Origin of the sequence: Nostoc sp. CCY 9925, assembly GCF_963920935.1 — a bacterium.
GTDB lineage: Bacteria > Cyanobacteriota > Cyanobacteriia > Cyanobacteriales > Nostocaceae > Nostoc.
Genome location: NZ_CAWUDO010000101.1, coordinates 1 through 26,497 on the forward strand (window position 1 = coordinate 1; position 26,497 = coordinate 26,497).

Here is a 26,497-nt window from a genome sequence, read left to right on the forward strand (position 1 = left end):
TCTGATTAACTCAGCCCTGCTGGGTCATTTTGCATAGCTTAGTCTAAACTCCAGTCAGAAGTCAGAATGCTTAAAGAATCATGAGAATATCAGTACCGCATTCCCAAATTGAACCTGGGAATGATAAAATCATTGCCTACTATAATAATTTGTATTTACAAACACTTTGAATATTTGTCTTTGTATGGTCAAATAAAAATGATTTAATATACAGCAGATTTAAACTTGGTGAGGTACAGAATTTGGGTTTACTAACTAGAGATCAAGCCTGTTTTGCTTCTGAATTCTGAATTCTAAATTCTGAATTCTGCTTTAATTATTGCAAAAGTGTAAATTTGACTCATATAGTTCGCAGATTCTAACCTTTACTCTTAAATTTTGCGACCTATCTAATAACTACATGATTATTTGACTATGAAAAAAACTTTCTCTGGGATAACAGCATTATTATCAAGTTGCACTTTGCTGCTGACCGGCTGTGGTGGTGACACTACCACTGTGACCAATTCTCCAAATAGTACTACCAATAACACTGCAACTAACACCGCAGCAAATACAGGTACATTATCAGGTGCGATTCCCATCGGTATTGCTGTTGCTCAAACTAGCAATGTGGCATTATTGGGTCAAGAACAAGTGGCTGGAGTCAAAATTGCTGAGAAGTATTTCAATGCTAAAGGTGGCGTTAACGGCACTCCAATTAAATTGGTGTTTCAAGATACTAGCGGTGATGAAGCCGGAGCAATTAACGCTGTTCAAACTTTAATTAATAAAGATAAAGTGATTGGGATTGTCGGCCCCACTTTATCACAGCAAGCCTTTAGTGCTGATCCAGTTGCCGAACGTGCGAAAGTACCAATTATTGGCCCATCAAATACTGCGAAAAATGTTCCTGAAATTGGGGATTATGTAGCTCGTGTTTCTGCACCAGTTTCCGTTGTCGCTCCTAATTCAGTGAAAGCTGCACTCAAGCAAAACCCCCAAATTAAAAAAGTTGCAGTTTTCTATGCTCAAAATGATGCATTTAGCAAGTCAGAAACGGAAATTTTCCAGCAGACAGTTAAGGATCAAGGACTGGAATTAATAACAGTTCAAAAGTTTCAAACTAGTGATACAGATTTTCAAAGCCAAGCTACAAATGCGATTAATATAAAACCAGATTTGGTTATTATTTCTGGCTTGGCTGCTGATGGTGGTAATTTGGTGCGACAATTACGAGAACTGGGTTATAAAGGTTTAATTGTTGGTGGTAATGGTCTAAATACATCGAATCTCTTGCCAGTTTGTAAAGCACTTTGTGATGGCGTATTGATTGCTCAAGCCTATAGTCCAGAACATCCAGGAGAAATTAACGCGGCATTTCGCAAAGCCTATACTGAGGAATATAAAAAAGAACCACCCCAATTTAGTGCCCAAGCTTTTGCAGCCGTGCAAGTTTATGTCGAAGCACTGCAAGCTTTAGATAAAAAGAGCAAAGTTAATAAATTACAATTACCAGAATTACGAACAGAATTAAATAAACAGATACTTAGTGGGACATATAATACACCCTTGGGGGCAATTGGCTTTACTCCGGTGGGTGAAGTTGTGCAAAAAGATTTCTATGTAGCCCAAATCAAAATGGAAAAAGACGGAAGTCAAGGTAAATTTACATTTTTGAAATAGTTGCTACATGAATATAAGTTTATTTTTGCAGCAATTATTAAACGGCTTATCCATTGGCAGTGTCTATGCAATTTTTGCCTTAGGATATACCTTGGTTTATTCGATTTTGGGCATTATTAATTTAGCTCATGGGGCAATTTTCACCTTGGGTGCATATTTCACTTATGCACTCATGGGTGGTAACTTTGGATTCAACGGCTTATTAGCTAATGCAGCCTTACCGATAAAATTACCATTTGCTATAGCCTTGATTTTAGGAAGTAGCTTGGCGGGATTAGTAGGGGTATTAATGGAACGAGTTGCTTTTCAACCTCTACGACGCCAAGGCTCCGATCCTTTGCTAACTGTTGTTTCCAGCTTGGGAGTAGCAGTGGTAATTGTGAATTTAATCCAGTATTTAGTAGGCGCGGAAAGTTACACTTACCCAGCAAATACTTATGGCAATTTACCACCTTCGATTAACTTTGGTACTGAAGACAAGGAAATTCCGATTCGCACCGTTCAGATAGTAATTTTTGCTGTATCAGTAGCGATTGTGGCAATTCTCAGCTATTTTATCAATCGGACGAAATATGGTAAGGCAATGCAGGCGATCGCTGAAGATCCAACCACTGCGAGTTTATTAGGAATAAATAGCGATCGCTTTATCATCTTAACATTCTTTATCAGCAGTTTCTTAGCAGGATTAGCAGGAACTTTAGTCGCTTCTAGTGTTAGTATTGCTGGGCCATATTTCGGCATTGCCTTTGGTTTGAGGGGTTTAGCAGTAATTGTCTTAGGTGGTTTAGGTAGTATTCCTGGCGCAGTTTTAGGAGGATTACTCATTGGATTAGTTGAAGCTTTTGTGCCGGCGGAATATTCCGGTTACAAAGACGCTGTAGCCTACGGAATATTATTTATCATGTTGTTAGTTAGACCCCAAGGTTTGCTAGGTCGTCGGTTTATTCAGAAAGTTTAAAGAGACGTAGCGATATGAAAACATACACCAAACAAAAATTAACTTTTGATGATTTTTTGGAACAGTGCCGAGAAGAAGGTTTATATGAACTGGTGGATGGAGAAATTGTAGAAGTACGTGCAACTAGAAATCATGATGATGTCGCTGATTTTATTTTATTTGCTTTCAATGATGAAATTAAACGTCTAAATCTGAATTACGTAGTAAAAAACACAGCAGTTTTGAAAACTATAACCGCCAATGGAATAGAGCAAGGGCGCAAGCCTGATGTCAGCGTGATAAATAAAGATGTATGGCGCTCAAATCGTTCTGCTTATTCTGCACTTGAAGAACCTATCCAGTTAGCTATCGAGGTAACATTAACTAATTGGGAGGATGACTACATTGATAAATTAGATGAATATCAACGCTTAGGGATTGCAGAATATTGGATTGTAGATTATTTAGCAATTGGTTCGAGGGAGTATTTAGGAAATCCCAAAGTGCCGACTGTCTTTGTTTTTTTACTAGATGCTGAGGGCCAATACCAACGCACACACTTTAGAGGTTCTGAACGAATCGTGTCACGAACTTTTCCAGAACTGGCGCTGACAGCAGAGCGAATATTAACAGCTTAAGAATTAATCAAAGCGATAGCTTAATCAAAATATTTTCCAATGGCTGAATTTTTTTCTACTTATGAATCACCAATAGTCTACATGGTATTGGAGGCTTTATTAGGATTATCGCTTTATTTACCACTGATGGCTGGACAATTGTCCTTAGCTAGTCCTGGATTTTATGCTTTAGGTGGATATATTGCAGCGATTTTATCTACAAAAGTTTTCCCATTTAGTAATAATTTATTTCCAATTCCATTTCTTTTATTGGAAATGTTAATTGCTGGTTTAGTTTCTGGTATATTAGCTATATTAGTGGGAATTCCGGCATTGCGATTGCGGGGAATTTATTTAGCGATCGCCACTATTGCTTTTGTAGAAGTACTGCGAGTTGTATCCTTAAATTTAGATATTACAGGCGGTGCTGTAGGGATTTTTGGTATTCCTCAACCATTCCAAAGCCAACTTGAATATTTGTGGATTGCTCTGCCATTACTATTAATTAGTATGGTGTTATTTTACCGTTTAGAACGCATTCGCACAGGTAGGGCATTCATCGCCATTCGCGAAGATGAATTAGCTGCTAGTGCAATGGGAATTGACCCTACTTACTACAAAGTTTTAGCCTTTACTCTCGGAGCGATGCTTGCCGGGACTGTCGGTGTAATTAGCGCTCATTTTCTCAATACCTGGAATGCTCGACAAGGTACTTTTGATGCCAGCATTACCTATTTAACGATTGTGTTGATTGGTGGTTCTAGAACTTTTTTAGGTTCGGTAGTAGGTGCGATCGTCTTGAAAGTTTTATTAGAAATTATTTTGCGAAGAATAGCTGATATAGCGGGTTTACCCAACTGGTTAGCCCAATTTTTACGTGACGGGAGATTAATTCTTTATGGTTGTTTAATAGTTTTAGGAACTATATTTTTTCCCCAAGGATTTGTAACTCCAGATATCTTGAAAAAGTGTAAAAAGCAATTATTAAAGTTAATTTTCAACACTTCAAAACAGACAAGTTAATATTATGAACACTAAATATGATTATGTTGTAATTGGTGCAGGCTCGGCGGGTTGTGTCGTTGCTAACCGATTGACGGAAGATGCCCAAACGACTGTATTGTTGCTGGAAGCAGGCAATCCGCCTAGCTTACCGGAACACGAAATTCCTCTAGCTTGGCCAAAACTTTGGGGTACAGAGGCGGACTGGGCATATTCTACAGAAGAAGAACCGTATATTAATAACCGTAAAATCTATTGTCCGCGCGGGAAAGTCTTGGGTGGCAGCAGTGCGATCAACGCCATGATCTATATTCGAGGCAGTCGGTATGATTACGATCGCTGGGAAAAGTTAGGCAATGTTGGTTGGAGTTATGAAGATGTGTTGCCCTATTTCAAAAAATCTGAAAATCAGCAGCGAGGAACATCTGAATTTCACGGCGTTGATGGATTTCTGAGTGTGACAGATCCCATAGCGAAGAGCGTCGCCTCACAAAAATTTCTGGAAGCCGCTGTTGGACTTGGTTATGGAGAAAATCCTGATTTCAATGGCGCACAACAGCACGGAGGCGGATTTTATCAGTTGACAATTAAAGATGGTAAGCGCCATAGTACAGCGACGGCGTTTCTACTACCGATTTTGGAGCGTCCCAACTTAACCGTTACCACTGGTGCATTAGTTACTAAGTTATTGTTTGAGGGAACGCAGACTGTAGGGGCGGAATACATCCATCAGGGAACGATACACCAAGTTTGCGTAGAAAAGGAAGTGATTCTAAGTGCTGGTGCGATCGATTCGCCCAAGCTGTTGATGCTCTCTGGGATTGGCAATGCAGAACATTTACAGGCTTTGGATATTCCTGTAGTCGTTGATTTACCAGGTGTTGGTCAGAACCTCCAAGATCACCTGCTAGTCGGCGTAGCACACGAAGCAACTCAGGATTTGCAACCCGATTTAACCAGCAATCTTGCAGAGGTTGGATTGTTCTTGCATACTGAAGGTCGTTTAGATGCTCCACCAGATTTACAGTTTTTCTCTGCCCCTGTTTTGTGGACACATCCTGCTTATGCGCGTTCTGTGCCGGGATTCACAGGTGCAGTCTGTGTGACTAATCCCGAAAGTCGTGGTAGTGTCAGCCTGGGTTCTGCTTCCCCCAAAGACGCACCTATCATTCGCATGAACTATCTCCAAAGTGAATCCGATTTACAAAAGCTCCTGGCAGGAATCAAAATTATTCGGCAGATATTCCACTCAAGTGTATTTGATGAGTTGCGAGGAGAAGAAGTAGCCCCCGGTGCTGCTCATAAGAGTGATGAAACACTCCTAGCTTACATCAGAGAAACCTGCGACAGTGTATACCACCCAGTCGGCACTTGTAAAATGGGAACTGACGCGGATTCAGTAGTAAACCCCGAACTACGGGTGCATGGTGTTGCAGGCTTGCGTGTAGTAGATGCGTCAATTATGCCAACCCTTATTACGGGAAACACAAATGCAACCACAATTATGATTGGTGAAAAAGCAGCCGATTTGATTAAAGCCGCAGCGCAATGACAAACAACATTATTTTAGAAGCCAAATCACTGACTCGCCGCTTTGGGGGTTTAGTGGCGGTGAATAATGTATCTTTTACAGTCAATCAACATGAGATTTTTGGACTGATTGGCCCTAATGGTGCTGGGAAAACAACACTGTTTAATTTGATTACAGCTTTTATTCCCCTTTCTAGTGGAGAATTACGCTATCAAGGTGCTAATATTTCCCGACTACGACCCCATCAAATTGCAGGTTTAGGTATTGCTCGGACTTTTCAAAATATTCGCTTATTTGGTGAATTATCAGCGTTAGAAAATGTAGTCATTGCCCGACATTTGGATAATAAAAGTAATGTATTAACAGGAGTTTTGGGATTACCACAAGCGCGTCGGCAAGAGAAAAAAAGCAGGCGAAAAGCTTTACAATTATTAGAGATGGTGGGCTTGAGCGATCGCGCTGATGAAAAAGCGAAAAACTTCGCCTATGGTGACCAGCGTCGTTTAGAAATTGCCCGTGCTTTAGCACTAGAACCGCAAATTTTACTTCTCGATGAACCGGCTGCGGGAATGAACCCTAATGAAAAGCAGCAACTAAGTGAATTTATCCGCAGTCTGCGAGAACAGTTTAATTTAACAATTGTACTGATTGAACATCATGTACCTTTGGTGATGGGTTTGTGCGATCGCATTGCTGTTTTAGATTTTGGACAATTGATTGCTTTGGGCGAACCAGCTGTAGTTAGAAATGACCCGGCTGTAATTGAAGCTTATTTGGGTAATGAGTAACCGGGAAATTTAAGCAGACAAAGCTGTGATAAATTCTTCTAAAGAATTAACAGCGATCGCACTATCCATTAAAGTTTCTAATTGCTCCACACTTTCGCCCTCAAGTCTTGCTTCTAGTTCTTGAGGAATTTTGCCAAAGCGTCGTCGCAATACTCGGATTAACTGCCGTACGTAGTACACCCTGCTTGATACCTCTTTGCTCAATTTCTTGATAAGCTAATACGCATTTAACTTGCATATTGTTGATTTTGGAGAAAAAGCGTCAATCCTTCTCCCCTGCCCCTCTGCTCACAATATTTGTAATGCGCGTTGGACTACTGATGCTTCTCCCCCTCCTCGCAGGATGGGCACAAATGGCAACAATGATGCAATATCTACGATGGGCTACGCCTACGTACTATTTGAAGAAACCTACAATTGATGTATGTTAGGTTTTAAATCAAGATATTTATGGATATAAACTGCCGATGAACGTCGATATTACACCAAATTATACAATTTTAGAAATTCAAGAACTTGATGTAAATTATGGCGGTATTCAAGCTCTGAAGAAAATTAATTTAATTATTAAAAAAGGTGAGGTAGTTAGTTTAATTGGTGCTAATGGTGCTGGGAAAACTACTACACTTAGGGCGATATCTAAAATAGTTAATCCTAAAAGTGGCGCAATTATCTATGATGGACGAAATATTACGCGCCGCCAAGCTCATGAGGTTGTACAACTTGGTATTGCTCATTGTCCAGAAGGACGGAGAGTATTAGCGCGGCAAACAGTATTTGATAATTTACTTTTGGGTGCTTATATTCGCTCCAATCAAGCAGAAATTAAAGTAGATATTGGGCGTCAGTTTGAACTATTTCCAAGATTGTCACAAAGACGCAATCAGTTAGCAGGAACATTGAGTGGTGGTGAACAACAAATGTTAGCGATCGCTCGTGCTTTAATGAGTAAACCAAAGCTATTACTTTTAGATGAACCTAGCTTAGGTTTAGCCCCGGCGATCGTCCGGGAAATTTTCTCGATTATTGAAAATCTGCGGGCTACCGGTGTGACTATTTTGTTAGTTGAACAAAATGCCAATCTTGCTTTACAAATTGCAGATAGAGGTTATGTTCTAGAAGCTGGTTCTATCACTTTAACAGGTGCAGCATCAGAATTAATTAGTGATGAACGGGTGAAAAAAGCTTATTTAGGGTAATTAATTAAATTAAAACTTGGGAGGTACAAGCAAATGGTAAAATCACCAACTAAACGCCTAACATTAGAAGAATTTTTAAAGCTACCGGAAACAAAACCGGCTAGTGAATACATCAACGATCAAATTATTCAAAAACCTATGCCTCAAGGAAAACATAGCAAATTACAAGGTAAGTTACTTACAGGTATCAATGAAGTACTTGAGAGTCCAAAAATTGCCCTTGCATTTCCAGAATTGCGGTGTACTTTTGGTGGACGTTCAATTGTGCCAGATGTAGCTGTATTTGCTTGGGAACGAATTCCCCTAGACGAACGCGGGGATGTGGCAAATGTCTTTAAAACGTATCCAGACTGGACAATTGAAATTCTCTCACCAGACCAAAGCCAAACTAAAGTAACTGGAAATATTTTGCACTGTTTAAAGTATGGTAGCAAATTAGGTTGGTTAATCGATCCAGATGAGCGTTGTGTTTTAGTCTATCCACCAAATCAGCAACCGGAACTTTTACAAGAAGAACAACAAGTATTACCAGTTCCCGATTTAGTCAGCGGTCTTCAAATAACTGTAGGACAATTATTTGGTTGGTTGAAGTTGTAGATAATTATATAGTTGCAAATTAATAACATTGAGATTCGATTATCGAATTATCCTTTACACTTGGGTCTAATTGAAATTTATAACCTATATCCGACTTTTCATCTTTCACAACTTTGATGATAAATGCTAAGGGTTCATTTCGTTTACCTAATGTGAAGCTAACTTTCCCCGTTGCACCACATAAATTATTCGTATTTTTTACTTGCTTTTGTAATTGCTGTCGAAGTTCTTGTATGTTCAATTCTTGAGGTATTTTCTTTAACCCTTCGATAATCACCTTAGTAGCATCATAAGCTACGGCACTTCGCCAATTTACTTCTAATTTCCACTGTAATTGTGCATTTTTCACAAAACTTTCGACAACTGGGTTTTTAGGAAAAGCATCTGGATGCCACGGTGTAACGATGACCATATTTTCTGCATAGTTTTTTCCTTCCCTTAATGTTTTTTCTGTATATAAACTAGAGCTACTCAACAAGGTTAGTTTACCTTGATTGGCTTTAACTAAATTAATAAATGAGTCAATATTCTTGATAGATGCTGCTAATAGTAAAGTATTTGCATGAGTTTGACTAGATTGTTGAGCTTCTAAAAGTGCTTTTTCGGCTTTAAAACCTGGTTGACTGACATCACATTTATCATAACTAACAAGACTTGGCGGAAACGATTCTTTAAAAAAATCACTAACTTGTTCTTGGCGATCGTAGCAAATCAATAATTTATGTTTTGATTGAGTATTTAAGAAATAATATTTTAATTTTTCCCCTAAAAGATTAACGTTTGGTACAATTTTGAAAATATAATTATAATTATTCAGATTTAGTGTGTAGCTAGTAGGTGTGATCATCACTAACCCATCTTTTTCGTATTTTTCAGCGACTACCTGAGAAACACTACTAGCGTTATGTCCAACCATAGCTACAACTTTGTCATTTTTAATAGCTTCATCTGCTACTTTTTTGGCAAGCTGAGGGTCATTTTTATCATCAGCAATTCCCACCTGTAACCATTTCCCATTAATTCCGCCTTGATTATTAACTTCATTTTGAGCTTGAGCTATACCACGCAGAATTTCCTGTGCGATGTCTGATTCTTTTTCGTGACTAATGGGAACGCTAACAGCAATTTGAATATACTGATGTTGTAGTTTTGCAACTTCAGCATTATTTTGATAAATTAAAGTTTCTGGCTCGGGAAATTCCTGAAATGCCCGATTAAAGTTTTCGGCAGCATGAAAATAATCACCTTTTCTAAAATCTTCTATACCTTTGCCTTTATAATTCTGAAACTTTTTTCTATTGTTCTTATTTTTAATTTTACTGTCTGTATGTATTAAATATTTTTCCCCAAAACTAATGATTTGCTCTGGACAATCAAATTTTTCAAATTGACAAAAATATTTTTGGCTAAATTTACTAAGGTTAATAGAAACTTGGAGAAATATAGAAACTGTTAATATTAAAGATATGATTAAAGAAATCCATTCATATCTATCTAATTGCCTGTATAACATTTCTGATAAATCTCCCAATAAAACGTAGTGATCTAGATAAAGGGTAGTATGTAAGGGAAAACAGCGATATTAAAAATATTGATACAAGTGATGGCATAAGTGCAAAAAGTAAAAGAGCTAGTCCATACTTAAAAATAAAAACAAAAATTATACTAGTTATTAATGTGAATGCAGAAATAGTTAACAAATATTTTTTCTGACTGAAGTCAGGATAGAACATAAACAAAAGTGCTGAGATGATTCCAGACGATATTAAAATAATTAACCAAAAATTCTGATTAATTAATAAAGTACCTGCAAAGCTAATTGTCATCAATCCTAAGTTAAATGCTGTTAAGCCAACACTAGCAAGTACTTCTAAAATATTAGGTAATTTCCAATCGCTTAATTTAATAGACTCTGCATTTTCATTTTGAAAAATTACTGGTAGCCAGGTGTCACTCACTTCAAGGCTTTGTTTCCTTGCTTCCTTGACAGATAAAAACAAAGGCCTACCTAAATAAAAATTTTCTACAAATTTTTGCAGAAAATCTATGGCTACATTATCTTTAATCTTCTCTCGCATGGCAATTGTTGTTAAACCATGTTCTCTGATTAAAGTTTGTCCTATTTTCATCCCAAAACAAGAATTAAAGATTGCCAAACGCAAACCTTTTTTGATGGCTGTTTGTAGAGCATTTTCTAATTCATATAAGCTAATATCTACAGTTGATGTATTAATTCCTAAGCGAATAATATCGGTTTGATTGTTACTGATGCCCACTCCGTGACCCGCAAAAAATAGAATATCATATCCGTTGGATTCGAGACTATTTAGCAAAGATTGTTTTAATGTGTCCGGAAAATCGTTAGTATTTTTATTGGGAAAATATTCAATTTTAATTTTTGTTTTCGACTCAATTTTTTTCAGAATCTTAATATCTTCATTAATGGAAATATTAGAGCTAGTACCTAAAATAGCAAGTAACTTAATTCGAGATTTGCGAGGAAATACAGAATTACTTCTAATCGTACCAGTCTTGAAGCTTAATGTAATTTCATTGTTCGGAAACTTTTTCAAGACATTCCAGCAGTACCAAGGAAGTTGCTGTAAAAATAAATCATCAGTTTTAATTACTATCCGGCTAGGAATTTTTTTGGATGCGCCTAAAAAGTCAATCAGTTCCTCTCTGATATTTTGAAAGTATTCGTGCTGGAGCCAATTATTAATATTGTCTTCTAATTTTTTTGCTAGAGGTTCGACATTAACAGTGAACTGTTCAGTTGTTTCTTCTGATTCTAGTCTAAATCGTGAATTAGCAGATTGATTGATAGCATTCTGCCAATTTTGATAGTCAGATTGCAGTTCTGAAAACAAAGGTAATTGACCTTTAATACCTTTATTTCCAGCCTCTAAATAAACTGTTAATCCTTGATTAGATTGAACATCTATGGTGAGAACAGCTACCTGCATAACTTTTGAAAATCTGATTCTCAAGAAATAACAAAGTTTTCTAAGATGCTAATTCCTTCACTCACTATTTTGACCTGAAAAGCTTCTCCTATACGTGCAATGAAGGGTTGGAGTTGAATGTAACTAGAACTTTCTGAGTCTATTTTGTGAGGAAAAATTTGTTCAGATTCATCAATGATTGAAAGTTGGAAGGAAGGCAATTCTTCAGTGTCAATCGCTTCTAAACGCAAGCAAACACGTTGACGTTGCTGGTCTTTAGGTGTAATTTCAGTAATCAGCAGAATATTTTGTGAACCTAAATTAATCGCTGTAACTAGGGTAGTTATCGGAAGACTGCGAGTTGCATAAGATGGCGCGGGTTCTGAGGAAATATCTTTGAGGGTTTGCTGAAATATGTCTGCAATATTGATATTTTTTAATTTATTCAATAAACCTGGTTCCTGTGTTATGACTTCTGTGTGCTGTGCAGCTTTAGCAGCAGAAACATGTTCAATGAGAATATCTAGCGATCGCAGTTCATCAATCCCTATATTTATCATTTCTTGCTCGCTCACTTGATTTACAGGTAAAAATCCCCTAATTTCAACTTCTCTGAGCATATCATTAAACTGTACGCCAACATAACCAAGTAGATTTTTTGTCACTTCTAGCGGTAACTCAAAGTGTGTTTGTCCTGGTAAAATCGGACAACATTCTAATCTTTGGTTGATATCTGGTAAAATTAAATCAGCGATATCAGATATAACTTGATTAGATAATTGCCAGCAATCACTTTGCTCTAAATTTGTATTAATTCCCAGATATTTTAGGTAACGATGAACAGCATAGACACTTAAAATATTGAGGTAAACTTGTTTTCCTTTTTCAGGCGTCAGTTGTTGAGCCGCAAATTTCTTAGCCAACTGATGTGCTTTTCTAGATAAAGGAACGGTGAATTTATGTATTTTTGCCTGGTCGATCATAAGTAATCCTCCTCTAATCCAGAATTTAAGGCAACTTGTTGAAGATGTGATTGAATTTTTGACCAATTTCTTCTGTAGTGTGCGTAGAGGGTTTGCTCGGAAACTCCAAAATCTTGGGCGATCGCTCGCTTAGTTTCTGGTTTATCTTTTAAATAAAGTCGCTGAAGAATGACTTGAAAATTACATTCAGGATTGTTTTTTATGTGTGAATTTCGCAAGATAAAATCAGGGTCTTCATCGATATATTCTTTCAGCTTTTGAGCTATAAACTTGATATTTTGCTGTTGAATTTTCTCAATGTAGCCTTCGAGTCCCGACAAGCGTGGAGGTTCAAACCCACTTTCAGATATTACTTCCTGAAAGCTGATACCCATACTGTCTTCATTGAGCGTTGCATCAAGACTAATACCTTGATTGCGCTTGTTTCTAATATCTTTCACCCTCCAATGTAAATTTCCGTTAACCCAACGTACCAAACTGACAGTTAGCGATGGTGGATGTTCTTTAAAATCTTGAATATTTCTGCCAAGCCACTCCCAAATTTGGTCTAAGGCATCAAAGTAATCTTGGTGAGAAGATTGATAAAATCCTGGTAGCTGTTGTATTTTGACTATGAGCAAAGAAATGGTCTTTGCTCGTTCTGGATTATCTAGAGACAACTCTGAAGCTTGTCTGATTAATTCTCGAAGCTCTTCATCCATAGCAATTTATGCCTTTTGTTAGCCTCATCATGCAGACCTCTATAATTTCTCTCAAGCAAATTGAGAAAATTTATGCATGAGTTAAGAATTCAGAATGGGCTAGGCTAACAGAATTCAGAATTGATAAGGCTTAGATGCTCAAAGTTGTTCGGCTGACGCCTTTAAATCCAATTGCACAATGCTGCTACAAGTAAGATGCTAAGGCCAGCTAATAGGGGTAGGACTACGCATTTAACCAAACTTAGCGGTGGTTGTTGGGCGATGGTGGAACTCATAATCACAACCGCCGCCACTGGACTCATGGTGCGTCCCAACTGTGCTGCTACAGATACCAAGGTTCCGACTTTCACGGGTTCGAGATTGATTTTTGCAGCTATGGGCACGAGGACATTCATCACTGCGATCGCAGTAGCACTTCCAGAACCTGTAATTCCCGCCAGCAGAAATGGTAAAATCAAACTGGCAAATTTGGCTAACATCGCGCGATTTGCTAAAGCGTTAGTGAAAGTTTCAATTAATCCGTTGGCTTTGATACCCTCAGTAAAAATTGTGGCGGTAATAACTAAAGAAATAATGTTCGCATAGGCGTAACCTGCTCCTTCAAAAAATGCCGTAGGTAAACTATGTAACGCTTTTGGAGTAGTTAACCCGGCAGCAACGATCGCAATCAACATCGCCGCAGCGATCGCTACACTGTTATTATCAAATTCTGCGGGTAGCTCTACCACTACAGGCACAACAAATAATAATATCATGGGTAGCAGTGGGACTAATGCTTTGATGTAATTGATTTCAAATTTTATCCCTGAGTTTTTATCAGTGTTAGCTATCCCCTCTGATGCCATCGCCTTTTGTCGAGATCCAAACACAACCAAGACCCAGAAAACTATCAGTGCAGTGATACTTGCTAACAAATTAATTGGTAGAACTTGGGCGAGGATACTAGCTGTTGATTGTCCAGTGAGTTCTGCAAGTTTGACAACTTCTACTGCACCAGGATTAAATAACTCGCCTCCCATTGAAGAACCAAGTAATAAAAGTGCGCCTGCGATAGTTGGTGCAATTCCCACAGCTAGTAATAAAGGTAATAAAACAGTCCCAACAATTGCGGCTGTACTAGATTGACTGACAATTGCCATATTGACAATATATGCGGCAATAATTCCACCTGGAACTAACAGCCACTTCCCATGACGTAAAGGTGCAAGTAATAGGTGTGTAAGATGGCGATCGCACTCTGTTAGTTTAAGGACATATGCAAATCCCATCGCCGTACAAATTGGTACAACTGTCTTTTCATTCGTCATTTGTTGAGTAATAATGACGAAAATCTGGGGCAATTTACCTGCAATCAAAAATAGTGTTACTGCACATATAAATAAACTCAAACGCACGTCAAAACGCTTGAACATCAAAACAACTGCCGTCACAATAATTATTAATGTGACTATAGTTGAAACCATCTTTAGCTCCCTGGATAACTAAGAAAAAAGAGTCACGTCGCTTCTCTTTGAATTCAAAATCCTTTGTTTCGGTCAGACAATTTTGGATTTTAGATTTTGCGAAAAGTTTGACCCTCTATAAATTGCTCAGTTAATATCTTCGCAGTTATGCATCCCGATAAGTCCATACAGTCAATTTCAAGAAGTGTGAAGTACACAAACTACGTCTCCAATCCGGCCATCGACCCTGTTTTACTTCTGATACCTGAATTCTGGCACTGATAACTTTTCCAAATACTTAATATTATTAAATATTATTACAATTTTTGTCATATATTAATATTTGCAGCCCTGCTTGCAGATATCTATATTTGTTTAGCGGTGAATTTCATTCGCCAGAATATTTAAACCCATGAGTCAAATAGTTTGGATCGCAAGACACGCCAACCGCCTCGACTTCGTAAACCCTGATTGGTTTCTCACCGCCGAACGACGTTACGATCCACCTTTGTCTGATGATGGTACGATCCAAGCCCAGCAGCTAGCAAAGCGCTTAAAAGGAGAAAAGATTGCTCATATTTTTGCTTCTCCCTTCTTGCGAACCGTACAAACAGCAAACGCAGTTGCAGAAGTTCTTAACTTACCAATCAAACTTGAAACAGGTTTGAGTGAATGGCTAAATCCAGCTTGGATGACAGAAGAACCTGAAAGACTCTCAACTCTAGCATTAGCAGAATTATTCCCGAGAATTGACCTTAGCTACACTCCGCGCATCGCCGCGAATTATCCTGAAACTCACGAAAAAGTGCGGGAACGTTCTGGACAAACTGCTAGATGTTTAGCCAATGAATTCTTCCCAGACAATATCTTGCTAGTAGCGCATGGTGCATCTGTGTTAGGCGCAGCAATGGGCTTAGTGGGGGAAATTGCCAAAACAGAAGTCAAAGCTTCTTTATGTTCTTTGGTAAAAGTGGTACGTCAGGAACCAGAATGGTTATTAGAACTAAAGGGAGATACTTCCCATTTAACTCACATAGAAGAAGTGATTCGATTCGCTTAAATCCTTCATCAGGATTTACGATCCCAGCTTTCGCTATGTTGGGTATATCCTCCAAAAAAAAGAATTAATTCCCCAATAAATTCTATGACTTTGTTACTTGCAGGAGATATCGGCGGGACGAAAACTATTCTGCGATTGGTTGAAACATCCGATTCACCAACCTTACAGACTGTTCATCAGGAAAGCTACCACAGTGCAGATTTTCCTGATTTAGCACCCATAGTGCAGCAGTTTTTGGCTAAAGCTAATTTATCATTACCAGAAAAAGCTTGTTTTGCGATCGCCGGCCCCATTGTTAAAAATACTGCCAAGCTGACTAATTTAGTCTGGTTCCTAGATACCGAACGTCTACAACAAGAGTTGGGTATCCCACATATTTCTTTGATTAACGACTTCGCCGCCGTCGGCTATGGGATTTTAGGTTTACAAAAACAAGACTTGCACGTGTTACAGCCTGGGAAACCTCAACCACAAGCCCCCGTTGCGATTATTGGTGCTGGTACCGGCTTAGGGCAAGGGTTTTTAATTAAAACGGGAAACTACTATCAAGTTTTTCCCTCAGAAGGTGGACACACTGATTTTGCTCCCCGAAACGAAATCGAGTTTCAATTGTTGAAATACCTGCTGGGTAAACATGATATCCAGCGCATTTCTGTAGAACGCGTGGTTTCGGGCATGGGAATTGTCTCAATTTACCAATTTTTGCGCGATCGCAAATTTGCCCCTGAATCACCAGACATCGCCCAAATCGTCAGAACTTGGGAACAAGAAGCCGGAAAGGAAGAGAAAAGTGTCGATCCTGGTGCTGTCATTGGTACAGCTGCACTACAAAAACGCGATCGCCTCTCAGAACAAACCTTGCAATTATTCATAGACGCTTATGGTGCAGAAGCCGGGAATCTCGCACTCAAACTGCTACCTTACGGTGGCTTATACATTGCTGGTGGAATTGCGCCTAAAATCCTGCCGTTAATTCAAAACAGCGATTTCTTATTGAACTTCACCCAAAAAGGCAGAATGCGATCGCTTTTGGAAGAGATACCCGTGTATATTATCCTTAACCAGCAAGTGGGGCTAATAGGTGCTGCTTTATGTGCTGCTAGGTTATAACAGCTGGCATCATCAGTGAGATTAGCATCTCAAAAGGCAAAAAATATGACACTTAAAAGTCTGTTGCCACTCATCGCCGTTACTTTTGTCTGTAGTGGATCTGTTTTAGTCGAAGCGCGTCAAACCAAACCTCCGGCGGCTGTGGTTAAACCAACCGTCAAACCGAAACCAACTGTTGCTCAACCCGTGCAACCAAAATGGAAATTATTCACTCCTCCCGATGGGCGTTTTTCTATTTTGATGCCAGGAAGCCCCAAGAGAGAAACCCAATTCCAAAAAACTTACATGGGGGAAATTAACTTAGAAATATTTGTCGCTCAACCACCAAAACAGCAAGTAGCATATATCGTTACTTACAATGATTTTCCTTACAGCTATGGAGAAATGTCTGACCCCCAAGCTGTACTCAATGATGCACGGGATATGGCTCTGAAAACTACCAAAAGTAATTTAATTAGTCAACGAAACATTCGGAGTTCAAATAATCATCCCGGCAAAGAAATTGAGTACATCAATTCTGGAGGTAAAATCACTAAAACTAGAATGTATGTTGCTGAAGGGAGATTGTATCAAGTTATGGCAATAACGACGAAAAAGCAGCAAAAGACATTAGCTAAAACTATTACAGGCTATTTAAATTCCTTCCAAATAGTTTTGAAAAAGTGAAGTCAAGGGCACTCTGGATTAGCGGTTGGCTGCCAAATAAAAAAATTCTGGTGGTGGTTAAAAGCCACTACCAAATTTTAAAAGTTTTTTCGAGTATTTAGTGCGATCGCCTCCACTCTCTGAAGACTGAGCCAGATTAATTTTTGCAACGCTCATGCATTAAAGGTGCAAGTCAATGCATTAAAGGTGTAGGTCAATGCAACAAAGGTGTAGGTCAATGCAACAAAGGTGTAAGTCAATGCAATAAAGGTGCAAGCCGATGCAATAAAGGTGCAAGCCGATGCAATAAAGGTGCGAGCCAATGCAATAAAGGTGCAAGCCGATGCAATAAAGGTGTAGGTTAATGCATCAAAAGTGCAGTTGGGTGAGCAAACGTTTGCCCACCCAACAAAGTTAAACTTTCACAAACAATCTGATACAGATGTAGGTTCTGACTTTTCACGGCTTCTGGAAGACCTCACTTCCATTTCTCTCTCCTACAAGGCTACGGTGTACACACAAGTCTTATAAAGTTGCCTAACAGCGTTTCGATCCCCCCTAACCCCCCTTACAAAGAGGTGAAATTTCTTCAAGTCCCCCTTTTTAAGGGGGATTTAGGGGGATCAGATGACAATACTGCTCGCTTTGTGCATTTTTAACTCGGCATTGGATTTGGGGAAAAGGTTAAAGGGTGAATGGCACTAAGAAAACGTAAAACCTAGTCAGGGCAGGGTGTAGGGGGTAGGGTGTCGGGTGTAGGGAAAAAATCAAGAAAATTAAAAACAAGTGCGAACATTAATAAACTTCTTTGCTACGCAACGAGTAGCGCGAACGCCACTACACCCCAATACCTGCAACCCCACACCCAAAAGCAGAGATGAATATTGGATTTGCCGATAACAAGCGTGCCATTCGGTAAAGGTTAAAGGTTTTTTCTTTCCCCCTTTCCCCTTCCCCCTTTCCCCTTCCCCTTCCCCCTAGGGTTTTAGTACATTATCAGCAAACTGTCCTTTCACATTTCCTGCGGGAGCATACTGACAAACTACATAGAAGCCATCGTACTTAGTACCCTCAATTGTTGCAGGGCCAGGTGCAGCACCACAGCCTACTTTAGTACTGCCTTTCCAGACTACCTGAGTAAAATGTCCGGTTGCGCCAGAAAAGACAGGGTTGTTGTAGTCATAGTCTTTAATTTCACTGTACCATTCCTGAACTGCTGTGCTACCTAAGTTTGTTGAGTCTCCTCCACCCCAGTATATGTTCTCTCCTGTATTGTTTCGATTGGTACTGTGTTCTAAGTCACCTTTAGCTGCTATGGTTTGTGCCCAAGCTTGTGCGCTCTCGTTGAGAGTATTATCGATGGTCACGTTAGGACTTTTATGCTTGGCTCGATAAGTATTGTGTTCAGATACAGCATCGTTACGCAACTTGGCTAAGTCAATAGATGTCTGTCCTAAAACAAGGTGATTACCGATTGCTACTCCAGTAAGTCCAATAGCTAAAGTTGTAGCTGTTGTTAAGGTTAGAGTCGAAAAGAATTTATTCATGATTTTGTGTCTGTTAATGTCTGCTAAGTTAACTTTTCCAAGTCAATGCAACTAAAGTGCAACTTGGGAAAAAAGGCGGAAGATTCATCGCCTCATCAGTTGAGGCATGATTTTTTAGTTAGGTAATTACCTAAATTTGCTGTAGCGAGATGGATTATATAGCGATCGCCCCAATCACCGCATCGGACAAAGATCCAAGTTTTGACTAGGATCTTTGTCCTATATAACTGTTACTTATGTGAATCGTGAGAGTGGCGTAGGCGTAAGCCTTGTCGTAGACATCGCCACTCTCATATCTGTTCAAATGACCGTCATTGCAAGGGAAGCGAAGCAATGACATTATGTAATTAATTCTGGTTGACTACTTAAATAGCTCACATAGACCAAGGATTAACGATTACAACCCCTGTGCCAACAAAATCATTTTCGTTACGGGTGACAAGCGAAAGAGAGTTTTGCAGGGCGATCGCTGCAATGAGAGAATCGATGACGGGTAGAGGTCGTCCCCAAAGTTCTAATTGTCCAACTAAGTTTCCCCACAAGACCATTGTTGAGACATCTATACTTACAATTCTGTGTTCAAAGCGATGGGGTAGGGTTTCATTTAGCCAAGTTGTTAGAGATTCTTTGCGCTTAGATGCAGTAAGTTTGCTAATGCCTTTAGCAATTTCACCAATTGTAATCACGCTGAGGTAAAGTGTGTCTGGTGCTTGGGCATCTAGCCAATCTAAAACCTGTTGATTTGGTTGTTTGGCAACCAGTTCGGAAATAACACAGGTATCAAGAAGGTAGGTCATGGAGTGAAAGCATTGCGGGGAAGGCTGCGATCTCGGCTGAGATCGATTTCTTCGTTGAGTTCAGCCAGAGGAGATTGACGGAAAAATTCTGAGAGTTTGCTTGGTTGTTCTGGGTAGGTGTTGTGTACGGTGAGGCTTTGGGCAAGGAGTTGGATAATATATAGTTTTTCGTTGGGGGAAAGTTGAAGGAGTTGTTGTTCCAGTTCTGGAATAACCATGATCGCGTTCAAGTAGAGGATAATTTTATTTTACTTCTACCCTTCGGGGGTTAATTTTAATATGAGTAAATCGTTGCCAATCGCCTTTGTAAGCGCATCGTACAAAGATCCAAGTTTTGACTAGGATCTTTGTCCTATATAATTGAAACTTATGTAAATCGTGAGAGTGGCGTAGGCGTAAGCCTTGTGGTAGACATCGTTAGCACTCTGTCAAGACTGAGGCAAGTTAATTTTTGCAACGCCTGATGCAATTAAGGTGCAAGCTAATGCAACTTTGTTGCCGGTCGATACAACTAAGGTGTAAGTTGATGCAACAAACGTGCAAGCCAATGCATCAAAGGTGCAAGCCAATGGAACAAAAGCGCAAGCCAATACAACAAAGGTGTAAGTTGATGCAACAAACGTGCAAGTCGATGCATCAAAGAGCAACTTTGACGCATCAAAATTGCTCTTTGGTACAACTAAAGTCGGCGTTGCATGAATCGAGATGATTAAAGGGTTACGAAATCAGCAGCAGTCAGCGTCGTAGTATTAACACCAGTCAGCGTCGCCAAAACTTCATTCGTGGAAGTCACCAGGATGTTGTTACCAGAGAAACTTAATTGCCCAAAGCTTAAACCACCATACAATCCAATCAAATCACTACCGTCAGAAAAATCAGTAATGGTATCAGTACCTTCAAGAGCAGCAAAGGCAAAGATATCGTTACCGTTGCCACCTGTGAGATTATCACTGCCAGCACCACCATAAACTAAATCGTTACCATTACCACCAAAGAGGCGATCGCTACCGCCACCACCGTAGAGGGTATCATTGCCATTACCACCGTTGAGGGTATCGTTACCCGCGCCGCCATCCACCAGCCCATCGCCATACAAGACGTCGTTGCCATTACCACCGTCGAGGCTATCGTTACCCGCACCACCGTAGATGGTATCGTTGCCATTGCCGCCGTTGATGATGTCGTTACCAATGGTGCCAATCAGGCTATCAGCAAAAACAGTGCCTAAAATGTTACCACCCACAGCCACAGTCACCGTACCAGTATCAGTGAGGCTACCATCGCTGAGGGTGTAGTTAAAGCTGGCATCACCAGAAAACAGAAGATTTGGCGTAAAGGAAACGAAATCATCTGCACTGTTGTTGGCTGTGCCGTTATTATTCAGGACGGCAGTACCGTTAGTTGCACCGCTGACACCAGTGATGCTGAGGGAGGTGCTATCGATATCGGTATCATTTGCTAGTAGGGTGCTAACTGCTATGTTGACGGTAGTACCAAAGAATGTGGAAGCAGAGTCATCACCAGCAACAGGAGCATCATTAACGGGGGTGACAGAGAAAGTCTGAGTTTGCCCGGTTAAGGTTGCTACACCATCTGTGACATCGTAGGTGAGGTTAACAGTACCATTAAAGTTGGCTGTTGGGGTGAAGGTATAAGTGCCATTATTGTTATTGACCAATGCCCCGTTAGTGGCAGTTAAGTTGGCAACAGAAAGAGTATCATTCGCATCGACATCACTGAACCCTGTTAATAAGTTAGCGGCAGTAATGGTAATTGCAGTATCTTCTGGTGTGTTGCTTAATGTGGCTGTGGGTGAACCTGTTGGGGCATCGTTAACGCCGTTGATGGTGAGGTTCACTGTGGCTGTGCTAGTACCGCCGTTACCATCGCTAATAGTATAAGTAAAACTGTCGTTGGCAGTAGCACCCGCAGCTAAAGATTCAAATTGACCGTTAGGATTGTAGTTATAACTCCCGTCACTATTGAGAGTTAATAATGCACCAGAAGCTAAGGTAATTTGATTACCCACATTAGCAGCATTGCCGTTGACTGCGCTAACAGTGAGGATATCACCTGTATCTAGGTCAGTATCATTGGCTAGAACGTTGCCACTGAAGGCGGTGTTTTCATTAGTGGTGCCACTGTCATTAACGGCAACTGGAGCAAAGTTGAATTGAAAGTTATCATATGCAATACCGTTAGGATCTCCTGTGTTGTAGACACTAATGCGGGTGATGTTTGTAAATGATGATAAATTTACAAGATCTGGAGTTAACTGCTGACCATCAGTAATGAGATCAAGTGTAATGGGCGATCCTGTAGTAGTAAAAACATCAATTTTGCCACTAAGACCAGCAGTATTATCCGCAAATACAGAAAATGATAAATTATTAACTGGTTGAGCAAAATCAACATTCAAAATTCGATCAAACCCGGTGGAGGGATTTATTGCAAAGATTGCGTTTGGTTGAGAGGGTGCGAAAGGACCATAATTAAATGCTACAACAGAACTTCCTACACCAGATGAAAACGTTACTCCTGAATACTGATTGCTTACAACTGTATTAGGAGCTAAATCGTCAAAATTGATAGTTGTCATAGCTATTACCTTCGTTGTTTTTTGTTGAGTTTGCTGAGGTGAAATGGATTATAGAGCGATGTCTGACGACAAGCCGAAGCAGCACGTCTACGCCTCTGTGAGCGCATCGGACAAAGATCCAAGCTTTAACTTCGATCTTTGGATTAGATAACTATTGCTTATGTCAATCATGAGAGTGGCGTAGGCGTAAGCCTTGTCGTAGACATCGCTTCAGTGTTTTTCAAGCGACTTCCAAAGAAAAAATATTCCTTTGTAGAGGCGCACAGCTAGCTGTACGCCACCACAGCGTATTGCATCTAAACGAGAATGCTATATCATAAGTGGCTCAATACCGTTTTGGCAAAGGAAATAATTTATCCTTAAACCTTCTGTGCCTTTGTTCGTTCAAAATTAATTAGGTTTAATTTTTTGCCCAGAGAAGTTGAATGTTCCTAGAGGTGAGACATTATTTGACAACGGATTAGCACCGACGTTAAAAAGGCGCAATGTGATAGTCCCTTGTACTGTCTGCGTTTGAGGATTAAAGGTGGCTTGGTAGTCGGCGCGGCCAATGCTACCGGCTCCTGCACTCCCAGGAAAAGCAAAGGTAATAGACCTAGCACTCACCTTAGTTTTGCCATTACACTTCCAAGCACCTTGTCCACTAGTAAAGGGATTGAAAACGTTAAGAACACCACCTTGATTGGAGTCAGTGACAAAAAAGTTACCATCTGCGGTCAGTGTAATAACTCCACGAGAGGAGACGCTGTTATCTGGGTTGAAGATTTTTGTTAGATAAGCACCAGTGACGTTAAGGCGACAAGGTGCTGTATTTGCTAGAGTTTCGGGTACGGTGAAGTCGTTACTTCTAGCAACCTTAGGACTAGCAAGTAAGGTACTTGCTAAAACTGAACTAAACAATAAAGTATTGCCAAACCAGATTTTATTCATTGTCAGGTTAGATAATTACCTAAATTTTGCTGTAGCGAGATGGATTATATAGCGATCGCCTCAATGACCGCATCGAACAAAGATCCAAGTTTTGACTAGGATCTTTGTCCTATATAATTAATACTTATGTGAATCATGAGAGTAGCGTAGGCGTAAGCCTTGTCGTAGACATCGCTAGCACTGTCTGAAGACTGAGCCAAGTTAATTTTTGCAACTTTTATGCAACTAAGGTGCAAGTCAATGGAACAAAGTGGCTTGTCGATATTTGATAGCCAATTTGGTTTGGCATGATGGACGCTTTTGAGTTGCTGGTAATTCGATTTCTTGTTCAAAGCTAATGAGTTGTGCTTATTCTCAGGTTTTATAGCTAAAGCACTGTGCAATATTAAACCGTTTCCTCCCTTTGGATATGCCTCCGGCAAGCTAAGGGCGAACGCAGTCGCTTAGGTCTGGCTAACCTTTCTACAGCCCTGTCTCACTTGTCCCTTGCTATATCTGTTTCGATAACGGAGTAAACAGAATATCAAAGTCAGCAAGACAATAGCATTAGTTACTGATGGTTCATCTACTGTTGTGTATTGTTTGTTTTCTATGAGATTAGATTCATTTATATTAGAGGCAGCATTTGCTGTATCTCCAGTAACGATTGTATTCCCTACAGAAACAGTATCAGAAGAACCACTATTGCCACCCAAGAAAAACAGTAAAGCTAACAAAGGTAAAAATAGCGTTGTTGTGGGAAAAGATTCTCCCTGAACAATAAATGTTTCTTCTCCAGGAATTTCTCCTACTCCTGTGAAATCTTCACCTCCTAGTAATAATGTTGATGTATCAGAGATACTACCAAAAAGTATTTCTCCCTCCTCAGATCCTCCCTGAACAATAAATGTTTCTTCTCCGGAAATTTCTCCTACTCCTGTGAAATCTTCACCTCCTAGTAATAATGTTGATGTATCAGAGACACTACCAAAAAGTATTTCTCCCTCCTCAACTCTAGGCAATACAATAATCTCTTCACCCCTATACCAGGGATCATTGCTTGATGTTGGATAATACGGACGAGAAAATATAGACAATTCAACAACACAGTTTTCGGGAATCACTCGTATCTGTCTCCAACCATTACCGTTATTCTGTAACTGGTATTGAAGATACTGTTTTTCTAATCCTGGCGTGATTCTCTCACTACCAAGATTCAGCCCTCCATTACCTGCATTCGCAGTCTGGCATACAGTTAATACTGTTGCTACAGATGACAAGAGGATAAAAATATTTTGGAACAACTTCATAAACGCTCGGTAGATGACATAAAACTAATTAAGTAAGTCGCCTTGAAATGCAGGCGTGATTAATTATTGATTTGGGTTAAAACTATTTTGTGGAGAGGCTGGTAGCTGATTTTGTAGAGAACCGGAATTATTTGATGATTGCAGATTGAGTGTGATTGCAGTACCTCTAAGGTCGCCAGTTGTCAGTTTGTGATAAATAACTAATGCACGGTTGGGTTGGTCGAAAACAAAACCACGACCAGAAGGTTGTATTTTGCCTTCCTCGACTAAGTTAATAAATGCTTCTAGATATCTACGTATACTTTGACGATTCTCTGGATTAATATTTGTATGGTGTTCAATAAGAGTCATAAACAAGTCCAGACTACGGCTGTCTTGTCCGGCAATTAGGCTACCACTATCAAGGAAAGAACTACCAATCAACTTGCCATTGACTTGTTGAACTTTAAATAGAGAATAATAACGTCCCTCTTTTTTGGTGTCACTGACATAGCATACCCAAGAGCCGTCCTCGCTTTGTGTAAAGCCTTGGTTCTCTAGATAGGAAAGTTGAGAATCATGAGGTTTTTTTTGCCCCGGTAATGGAGGAAGTAAATTTTCCACCGGATCTGAAGAGCAAATCTTCTGTGTAATATTTTGCTCAGGTAATGTTTGAGTTTTCTGTGCAAGTACAACACTAGAAGCAGATATTAAAACTAATATAGTTCCTTGTACTGTCTGTGTTTGGGGATTAAAGCTGGCTTGATAGTCGGCGCGGCCAATGCTACTTGCTCCTGCACTTTTGGGAAAAGCAAAGGTGATAGACCTAGCACTTACTCCTGTTTTGCCGTTACATTTCCAAGCATCTTGTCCACTACTAAAGGGATTGAAAACGTTAGTAACACCACCTTGATTGGAGTCATTGACAAAAAAGTTACTATCTTTGTTCAGTGTAATAACCCCACGAGAGCCTATGCTATCATCTGCGTTGAAGATTGTTGTCAAATACGAACCAGTGACGTTAAGGCGACAACGCGCTGTATTTGCTAGAGTTTCGGGTACGGTGAAGTCGTTACTCCTAGCAACATTAGGACTAGCAAGTAAGGTACTTGCTAAAACTGAACTAAACAATAAAGTATTGCCAAACCAGATTTTATTCATTGTCGGGTTAGGTAATTACCTAAATTTTGCTGTAGCGAGATGGATTATATAGCGATCGCTCCAACGACCGCATCGGACAAAGATCCAAGTTTTGACTAGGATCTTTGTCCTATATAATTGGTGCTTATACTTGTTGGCAGTGTTAAAGTTTTGCCGACACGCCAGCAAAATCATTTTCTTTACGGGTAACAAGTGATAGAGACTTTTGCAGGGTTCTCATCTTCTATGCAAGAAAGCGATCGCACAAGTAATGTCAAGTGCGATCGCTCTGTTAAGATGTGTTAATTATACTTAGCTCATGATGTCACTAACTTTTTGCGGCTAGGACGCTTGTACTCCGATTTTTTCTTCAATCCTACCGCTTGGGCTTGATCGCTATTTAATCCATATTGTCCGCGCACAACTTCTTTCATTGCTAATACCGCATTGTGAAATTCCCATTCTGCTAGTCGTGCAGCATCAGCCGCAGCACGGTATAAAGTTTGTTTTTCAGTTTCGGTTTGTTGCTGGGCTAACATAGCTTGATAAGCTTGCTGTAATTTGGCAGTAGAGGCATCAGCACGGTTAGTTTCATAGGTATTGATAGTTTGTAAACCGTGCCATGAACTCACATCTTCACTAATTAATTGAGGGCGCAAACGGCGTGTTGTATTTTGGGTAGTCATATTATCATACTGTTTCAGTTATGTATTTAATGTACCCATTACGACTCTAAAGCTATCAGTAAGGTGAAAGATTTACAGCAGTTTTCATTTGTATGAAGTACAAAGTCATTGGTTTTGAGGCAGGAGGCAGAAAAATGTAGAGACGTAGCAATGCTACGTCTCTACAGAGTTTTCGGGTAACGCAGAATTAATTTCTGGAGATGTCTAATGAAAACTGCTGTAATGCAACAAAAGTGCAGGTAAGTGCAACTTTGTTGCAAGTCGATGCAACAAAGGTGCAAATCAAAGCATCAAAGTTGCAAGTCGAT

Annotated in this window: 25 protein-coding genes; 11 read left to right on the forward strand and 14 right to left on the reverse strand. The window is 39.8% G+C overall.

Annotated elements, in window-relative coordinates; genetic code table 11:
* Nucleotides 1–414: 414 nt before the first annotated feature.
* The 6 genes from ACM0OY_RS32460 to ACM0OY_RS32485 are packed head-to-tail and all read left to right on the forward strand — an operon-like array spanning nt 415 to nt 6,540.
* Nucleotides 415–1,665 carry an ABC transporter substrate-binding protein gene (locus ACM0OY_RS32460; protein WP_414572881.1) on the forward strand — a complete coding sequence of 417 codons (1,251 nt, stop codon included), beginning with the start codon at nt 415–417 and terminating at the stop codon, nt 1,663–1,665.
* A gap of 7 nt (nt 1,666–1,672) precedes the next feature.
* A complete protein-coding gene (locus ACM0OY_RS32465) occupies nt 1,673–2,623 on the forward strand; it encodes a branched-chain amino acid ABC transporter permease (RefSeq protein WP_414572882.1) in 951 nt (316 codons plus the stop codon).
* Nucleotides 2,624–2,637: 14 nt separating this feature from the next.
* A complete protein-coding gene (locus ACM0OY_RS32470) occupies nt 2,638–3,240 on the forward strand; it encodes a Uma2 family endonuclease (protein ID WP_414572883.1) in 603 nt (200 codons plus the stop codon).
* A gap of 39 nt (nt 3,241–3,279) precedes the next feature.
* A complete protein-coding gene (locus ACM0OY_RS32475; protein WP_414572884.1) occupies nt 3,280–4,242 on the forward strand; it encodes a branched-chain amino acid ABC transporter permease in 963 nt (320 codons plus the stop codon).
* A gap of 4 nt (nt 4,243–4,246) precedes the next feature.
* On the forward strand, nt 4,247–5,773 hold the full coding sequence (locus ACM0OY_RS32480; protein WP_414572885.1) for a GMC family oxidoreductase: 1,527 nt from the start codon (nt 4,247–4,249) through the stop codon (nt 5,771–5,773).
* Nucleotides 5,770–6,540 (forward strand): ABC transporter ATP-binding protein, encoded by a 771-nt coding sequence (locus ACM0OY_RS32485; RefSeq protein ID WP_414572886.1) that lies wholly within the window; start codon nt 5,770–5,772, stop codon nt 6,538–6,540. Before ACM0OY_RS32480 ends, ACM0OY_RS32485 begins: the two co-directional genes overlap by 4 nt.
* A gap of 9 nt (nt 6,541–6,549) precedes the next feature.
* Here the strand turns inward: ACM0OY_RS32485 and ACM0OY_RS32490 are convergent, their stop codons facing one another.
* Nucleotides 6,550–6,720: a DUF4351 domain-containing protein gene (locus tag ACM0OY_RS32490; protein WP_414572887.1), complete on the reverse strand. Its 171-nt coding sequence runs from the start codon at nt 6,718–6,720 to the stop codon at nt 6,550–6,552.
* Nucleotides 6,721–7,007: 287 nt separating this feature from the next.
* On the opposite strand from ACM0OY_RS32490, the gene ACM0OY_RS32495 reads away from it, so the two are divergent.
* A complete protein-coding gene (locus ACM0OY_RS32495) occupies nt 7,008–7,739 on the forward strand; it encodes an ABC transporter ATP-binding protein (protein ID WP_414572888.1) in 732 nt (243 codons plus the stop codon).
* Nucleotides 7,740–7,772: 33 nt separating this feature from the next.
* Nucleotides 7,773–8,336 carry a Uma2 family endonuclease gene (locus ACM0OY_RS32500; RefSeq protein ID WP_414572889.1) on the forward strand — a complete coding sequence of 188 codons (564 nt, stop codon included), beginning with the start codon at nt 7,773–7,775 and terminating at the stop codon, nt 8,334–8,336.
* A gap of 19 nt (nt 8,337–8,355) precedes the next feature.
* On the opposite strand, the gene ACM0OY_RS32505 is transcribed toward ACM0OY_RS32500, so the two are convergent.
* From ACM0OY_RS32505 to dcuC, 5 genes are all read right to left on the reverse strand, one after another.
* On the reverse strand, nt 8,356–9,867 hold the full coding sequence (locus ACM0OY_RS32505; protein WP_414572890.1) for an ABC transporter substrate-binding protein: 1,512 nt from the start codon (nt 9,865–9,867) through the stop codon (nt 8,356–8,358).
* Complete coding sequence (locus ACM0OY_RS32510) at nt 9,827–11,206, reverse strand: CHAT domain-containing protein (RefSeq protein ID WP_414572891.1); 1,380 nt, start codon at nt 11,204–11,206, stop codon at nt 9,827–9,829. The genes ACM0OY_RS32505 and ACM0OY_RS32510 overlap by 41 nt, the downstream gene beginning before the upstream one ends.
* Before the next feature lie 116 nt (nt 11,207–11,322).
* Complete coding sequence (locus ACM0OY_RS32515) at nt 11,323–12,264, reverse strand: DUF1822 family protein (protein ID WP_414572892.1); 942 nt, start codon at nt 12,262–12,264, stop codon at nt 11,323–11,325.
* Entirely contained in the window at nt 12,261–12,965 is a 705-nt protein-coding gene (locus tag ACM0OY_RS32520; protein WP_414572893.1) for a hypothetical protein, read from the reverse strand. The genes ACM0OY_RS32515 and ACM0OY_RS32520 overlap by 4 nt, the downstream gene beginning before the upstream one ends.
* Before the next feature lie 161 nt (nt 12,966–13,126).
* Nucleotides 13,127–14,428, reverse strand: coding sequence for a C4-dicarboxylate transporter DcuC (gene dcuC, locus ACM0OY_RS32525; RefSeq protein ID WP_414572894.1), 1,302 nt, complete (start codon nt 14,426–14,428; stop codon nt 13,127–13,129).
* Between the two features lie 391 nt (nt 14,429–14,819).
* Here dcuC and ACM0OY_RS32530 point away from each other — a divergent pair, with 391 nt between their 5' ends.
* The 3 genes from ACM0OY_RS32530 (at nt 14,820) to ACM0OY_RS32540 (ending at nt 17,243) form a co-directional block, all read left to right on the forward strand.
* Complete coding sequence (locus tag ACM0OY_RS32530; RefSeq protein WP_414572895.1) at nt 14,820–15,467, forward strand: histidine phosphatase family protein; 648 nt, start codon at nt 14,820–14,822, stop codon at nt 15,465–15,467.
* Nucleotides 15,468–15,551: 84 nt separating this feature from the next.
* Nucleotides 15,552–16,577 carry a glucokinase gene (locus ACM0OY_RS32535; protein WP_414572896.1) on the forward strand — a complete coding sequence of 342 codons (1,026 nt, stop codon included), beginning with the start codon at nt 15,552–15,554 and terminating at the stop codon, nt 16,575–16,577.
* A 45-nt stretch (nt 16,578–16,622) separates the two neighbouring features.
* Nucleotides 16,623–17,243, forward strand: a complete 621-nt coding sequence (locus ACM0OY_RS32540; protein WP_414572897.1) for a hypothetical protein — start codon at nt 16,623–16,625, stop codon at nt 17,241–17,243.
* A gap of 956 nt (nt 17,244–18,199) precedes the next feature.
* Here the strand turns inward: ACM0OY_RS32540 and ACM0OY_RS32545 are convergent.
* The 8 genes from ACM0OY_RS32545 to ACM0OY_RS32580 form a co-directional block, all read right to left on the reverse strand.
* A complete protein-coding gene (locus tag ACM0OY_RS32545; protein WP_414572898.1) occupies nt 18,200–18,769 on the reverse strand; it encodes a CAP family protein in 570 nt (189 codons plus the stop codon).
* A 374-nt stretch (nt 18,770–19,143) separates the two neighbouring features.
* Nucleotides 19,144–19,566 (reverse strand): type II toxin-antitoxin system VapC family toxin, encoded by a 423-nt coding sequence (locus ACM0OY_RS32550; RefSeq protein WP_414572899.1) that lies wholly within the window; start codon nt 19,564–19,566, stop codon nt 19,144–19,146.
* Nucleotides 19,563–19,784 (reverse strand): hypothetical protein, encoded by a 222-nt coding sequence (locus tag ACM0OY_RS32555; protein WP_414572900.1) that lies wholly within the window; start codon nt 19,782–19,784, stop codon nt 19,563–19,565. Before ACM0OY_RS32555 ends, ACM0OY_RS32550 begins: the two co-directional genes overlap by 4 nt.
* 491 nt (nt 19,785–20,275) lie before the next feature.
* Entirely contained in the window at nt 20,276–22,165 is a 1,890-nt protein-coding gene (locus ACM0OY_RS32560; protein ID WP_414572901.1) for a cadherin-like domain-containing protein, read from the reverse strand.
* A gap of 390 nt (nt 22,166–22,555) precedes the next feature.
* Complete coding sequence (locus tag ACM0OY_RS32565) at nt 22,556–23,095, reverse strand: hypothetical protein (protein ID WP_414572902.1); 540 nt, start codon at nt 23,093–23,095, stop codon at nt 22,556–22,558.
* A gap of 443 nt (nt 23,096–23,538) precedes the next feature.
* Nucleotides 23,539–24,384, reverse strand: a complete 846-nt coding sequence (locus ACM0OY_RS32570) for a hypothetical protein (protein ID WP_414572903.1) — start codon at nt 24,382–24,384, stop codon at nt 23,539–23,541.
* 63 nt (nt 24,385–24,447) lie between these two features.
* Entirely contained in the window at nt 24,448–25,074 is a 627-nt protein-coding gene (locus ACM0OY_RS32575) for a hypothetical protein (RefSeq protein ID WP_414572905.1), read from the reverse strand.
* Nucleotides 25,075–25,820: 746 nt separating this feature from the next.
* Nucleotides 25,821–26,189: a hypothetical protein gene (locus ACM0OY_RS32580; RefSeq protein WP_414572904.1), complete on the reverse strand. Its 369-nt coding sequence runs from the start codon at nt 26,187–26,189 to the stop codon at nt 25,821–25,823.
* Between the last annotated feature and the right edge of the window lie 308 nt (nt 26,190–26,497).

What these genes read in the sequence shown, in the direction of transcription:
- ACM0OY_RS32535 (WP_414572896.1), top strand. Translation starts at nt 15,552, where the DNA reads ATGACTTTGTTACTTGCAGGAGATATCGGCGGGACGAAAACTATTCTG.
- ACM0OY_RS32570 (WP_414572903.1), bottom strand. Translation starts at nt 24,384, where the DNA reads ATGAAGTTGTTCCAAAATATTTTTATCCTCTTGTCATCTGTAGCAACA.
- ACM0OY_RS32550 (WP_414572899.1), bottom strand. Translation starts at nt 19,566, where the DNA reads ATGACCTACCTTCTTGATACCTGTGTTATTTCCGAACTGGTTGCCAAA.
- dcuC (WP_414572894.1), bottom strand. Translation starts at nt 14,428, where the DNA reads ATGGTTTCAACTATAGTCACATTAATAATTATTGTGACGGCAGTTGTT.
- ACM0OY_RS32460 (WP_414572881.1), top strand. Translation starts at nt 415, where the DNA reads ATGAAAAAAACTTTCTCTGGGATAACAGCATTATTATCAAGTTGCACT.
- ACM0OY_RS32485 (WP_414572886.1), top strand. Translation starts at nt 5,770, where the DNA reads ATGACAAACAACATTATTTTAGAAGCCAAATCACTGACTCGCCGCTTT.
- ACM0OY_RS32495 (WP_414572888.1), top strand. Translation starts at nt 7,008, where the DNA reads ATGAACGTCGATATTACACCAAATTATACAATTTTAGAAATTCAAGAA.
- ACM0OY_RS32560 (WP_414572901.1), bottom strand. Translation starts at nt 22,165, where the DNA reads ATGACAACTATCAATTTTGACGATTTAGCTCCTAATACAGTTGTAAGC.
- ACM0OY_RS32465 (WP_414572882.1), top strand. Translation starts at nt 1,673, where the DNA reads ATGAATATAAGTTTATTTTTGCAGCAATTATTAAACGGCTTATCCATT.
- ACM0OY_RS32520 (WP_414572893.1), bottom strand. Translation starts at nt 12,965, where the DNA reads ATGGATGAAGAGCTTCGAGAATTAATCAGACAAGCTTCAGAGTTGTCT.
- ACM0OY_RS32515 (WP_414572892.1), bottom strand. Translation starts at nt 12,264, where the DNA reads ATGATCGACCAGGCAAAAATACATAAATTCACCGTTCCTTTATCTAGA.
- ACM0OY_RS32470 (WP_414572883.1), top strand. Translation starts at nt 2,638, where the DNA reads ATGAAAACATACACCAAACAAAAATTAACTTTTGATGATTTTTTGGAA.
- ACM0OY_RS32555 (WP_414572900.1), bottom strand. Translation starts at nt 19,784, where the DNA reads ATGGTTATTCCAGAACTGGAACAACAACTCCTTCAACTTTCCCCCAAC.
- ACM0OY_RS32500 (WP_414572889.1), top strand. Translation starts at nt 7,773, where the DNA reads ATGGTAAAATCACCAACTAAACGCCTAACATTAGAAGAATTTTTAAAG.
- ACM0OY_RS32580 (WP_414572904.1), bottom strand. Translation starts at nt 26,189, where the DNA reads ATGACTACCCAAAATACAACACGCCGTTTGCGCCCTCAATTAATTAGT.
- ACM0OY_RS32540 (WP_414572897.1), top strand. Translation starts at nt 16,623, where the DNA reads ATGACACTTAAAAGTCTGTTGCCACTCATCGCCGTTACTTTTGTCTGT.
- ACM0OY_RS32565 (WP_414572902.1), bottom strand. Translation starts at nt 23,095, where the DNA reads ATGAATAAAATCTGGTTTGGCAATACTTTATTGTTTAGTTCAGTTTTA.
- ACM0OY_RS32475 (WP_414572884.1), top strand. Translation starts at nt 3,280, where the DNA reads ATGGCTGAATTTTTTTCTACTTATGAATCACCAATAGTCTACATGGTA.
- ACM0OY_RS32545 (WP_414572898.1), bottom strand. Translation starts at nt 18,769, where the DNA reads ATGAATAAATTCTTTTCGACTCTAACCTTAACAACAGCTACAACTTTA.
- ACM0OY_RS32530 (WP_414572895.1), top strand. Translation starts at nt 14,820, where the DNA reads ATGAGTCAAATAGTTTGGATCGCAAGACACGCCAACCGCCTCGACTTC.
- ACM0OY_RS32480 (WP_414572885.1), top strand. Translation starts at nt 4,247, where the DNA reads ATGAACACTAAATATGATTATGTTGTAATTGGTGCAGGCTCGGCGGGT.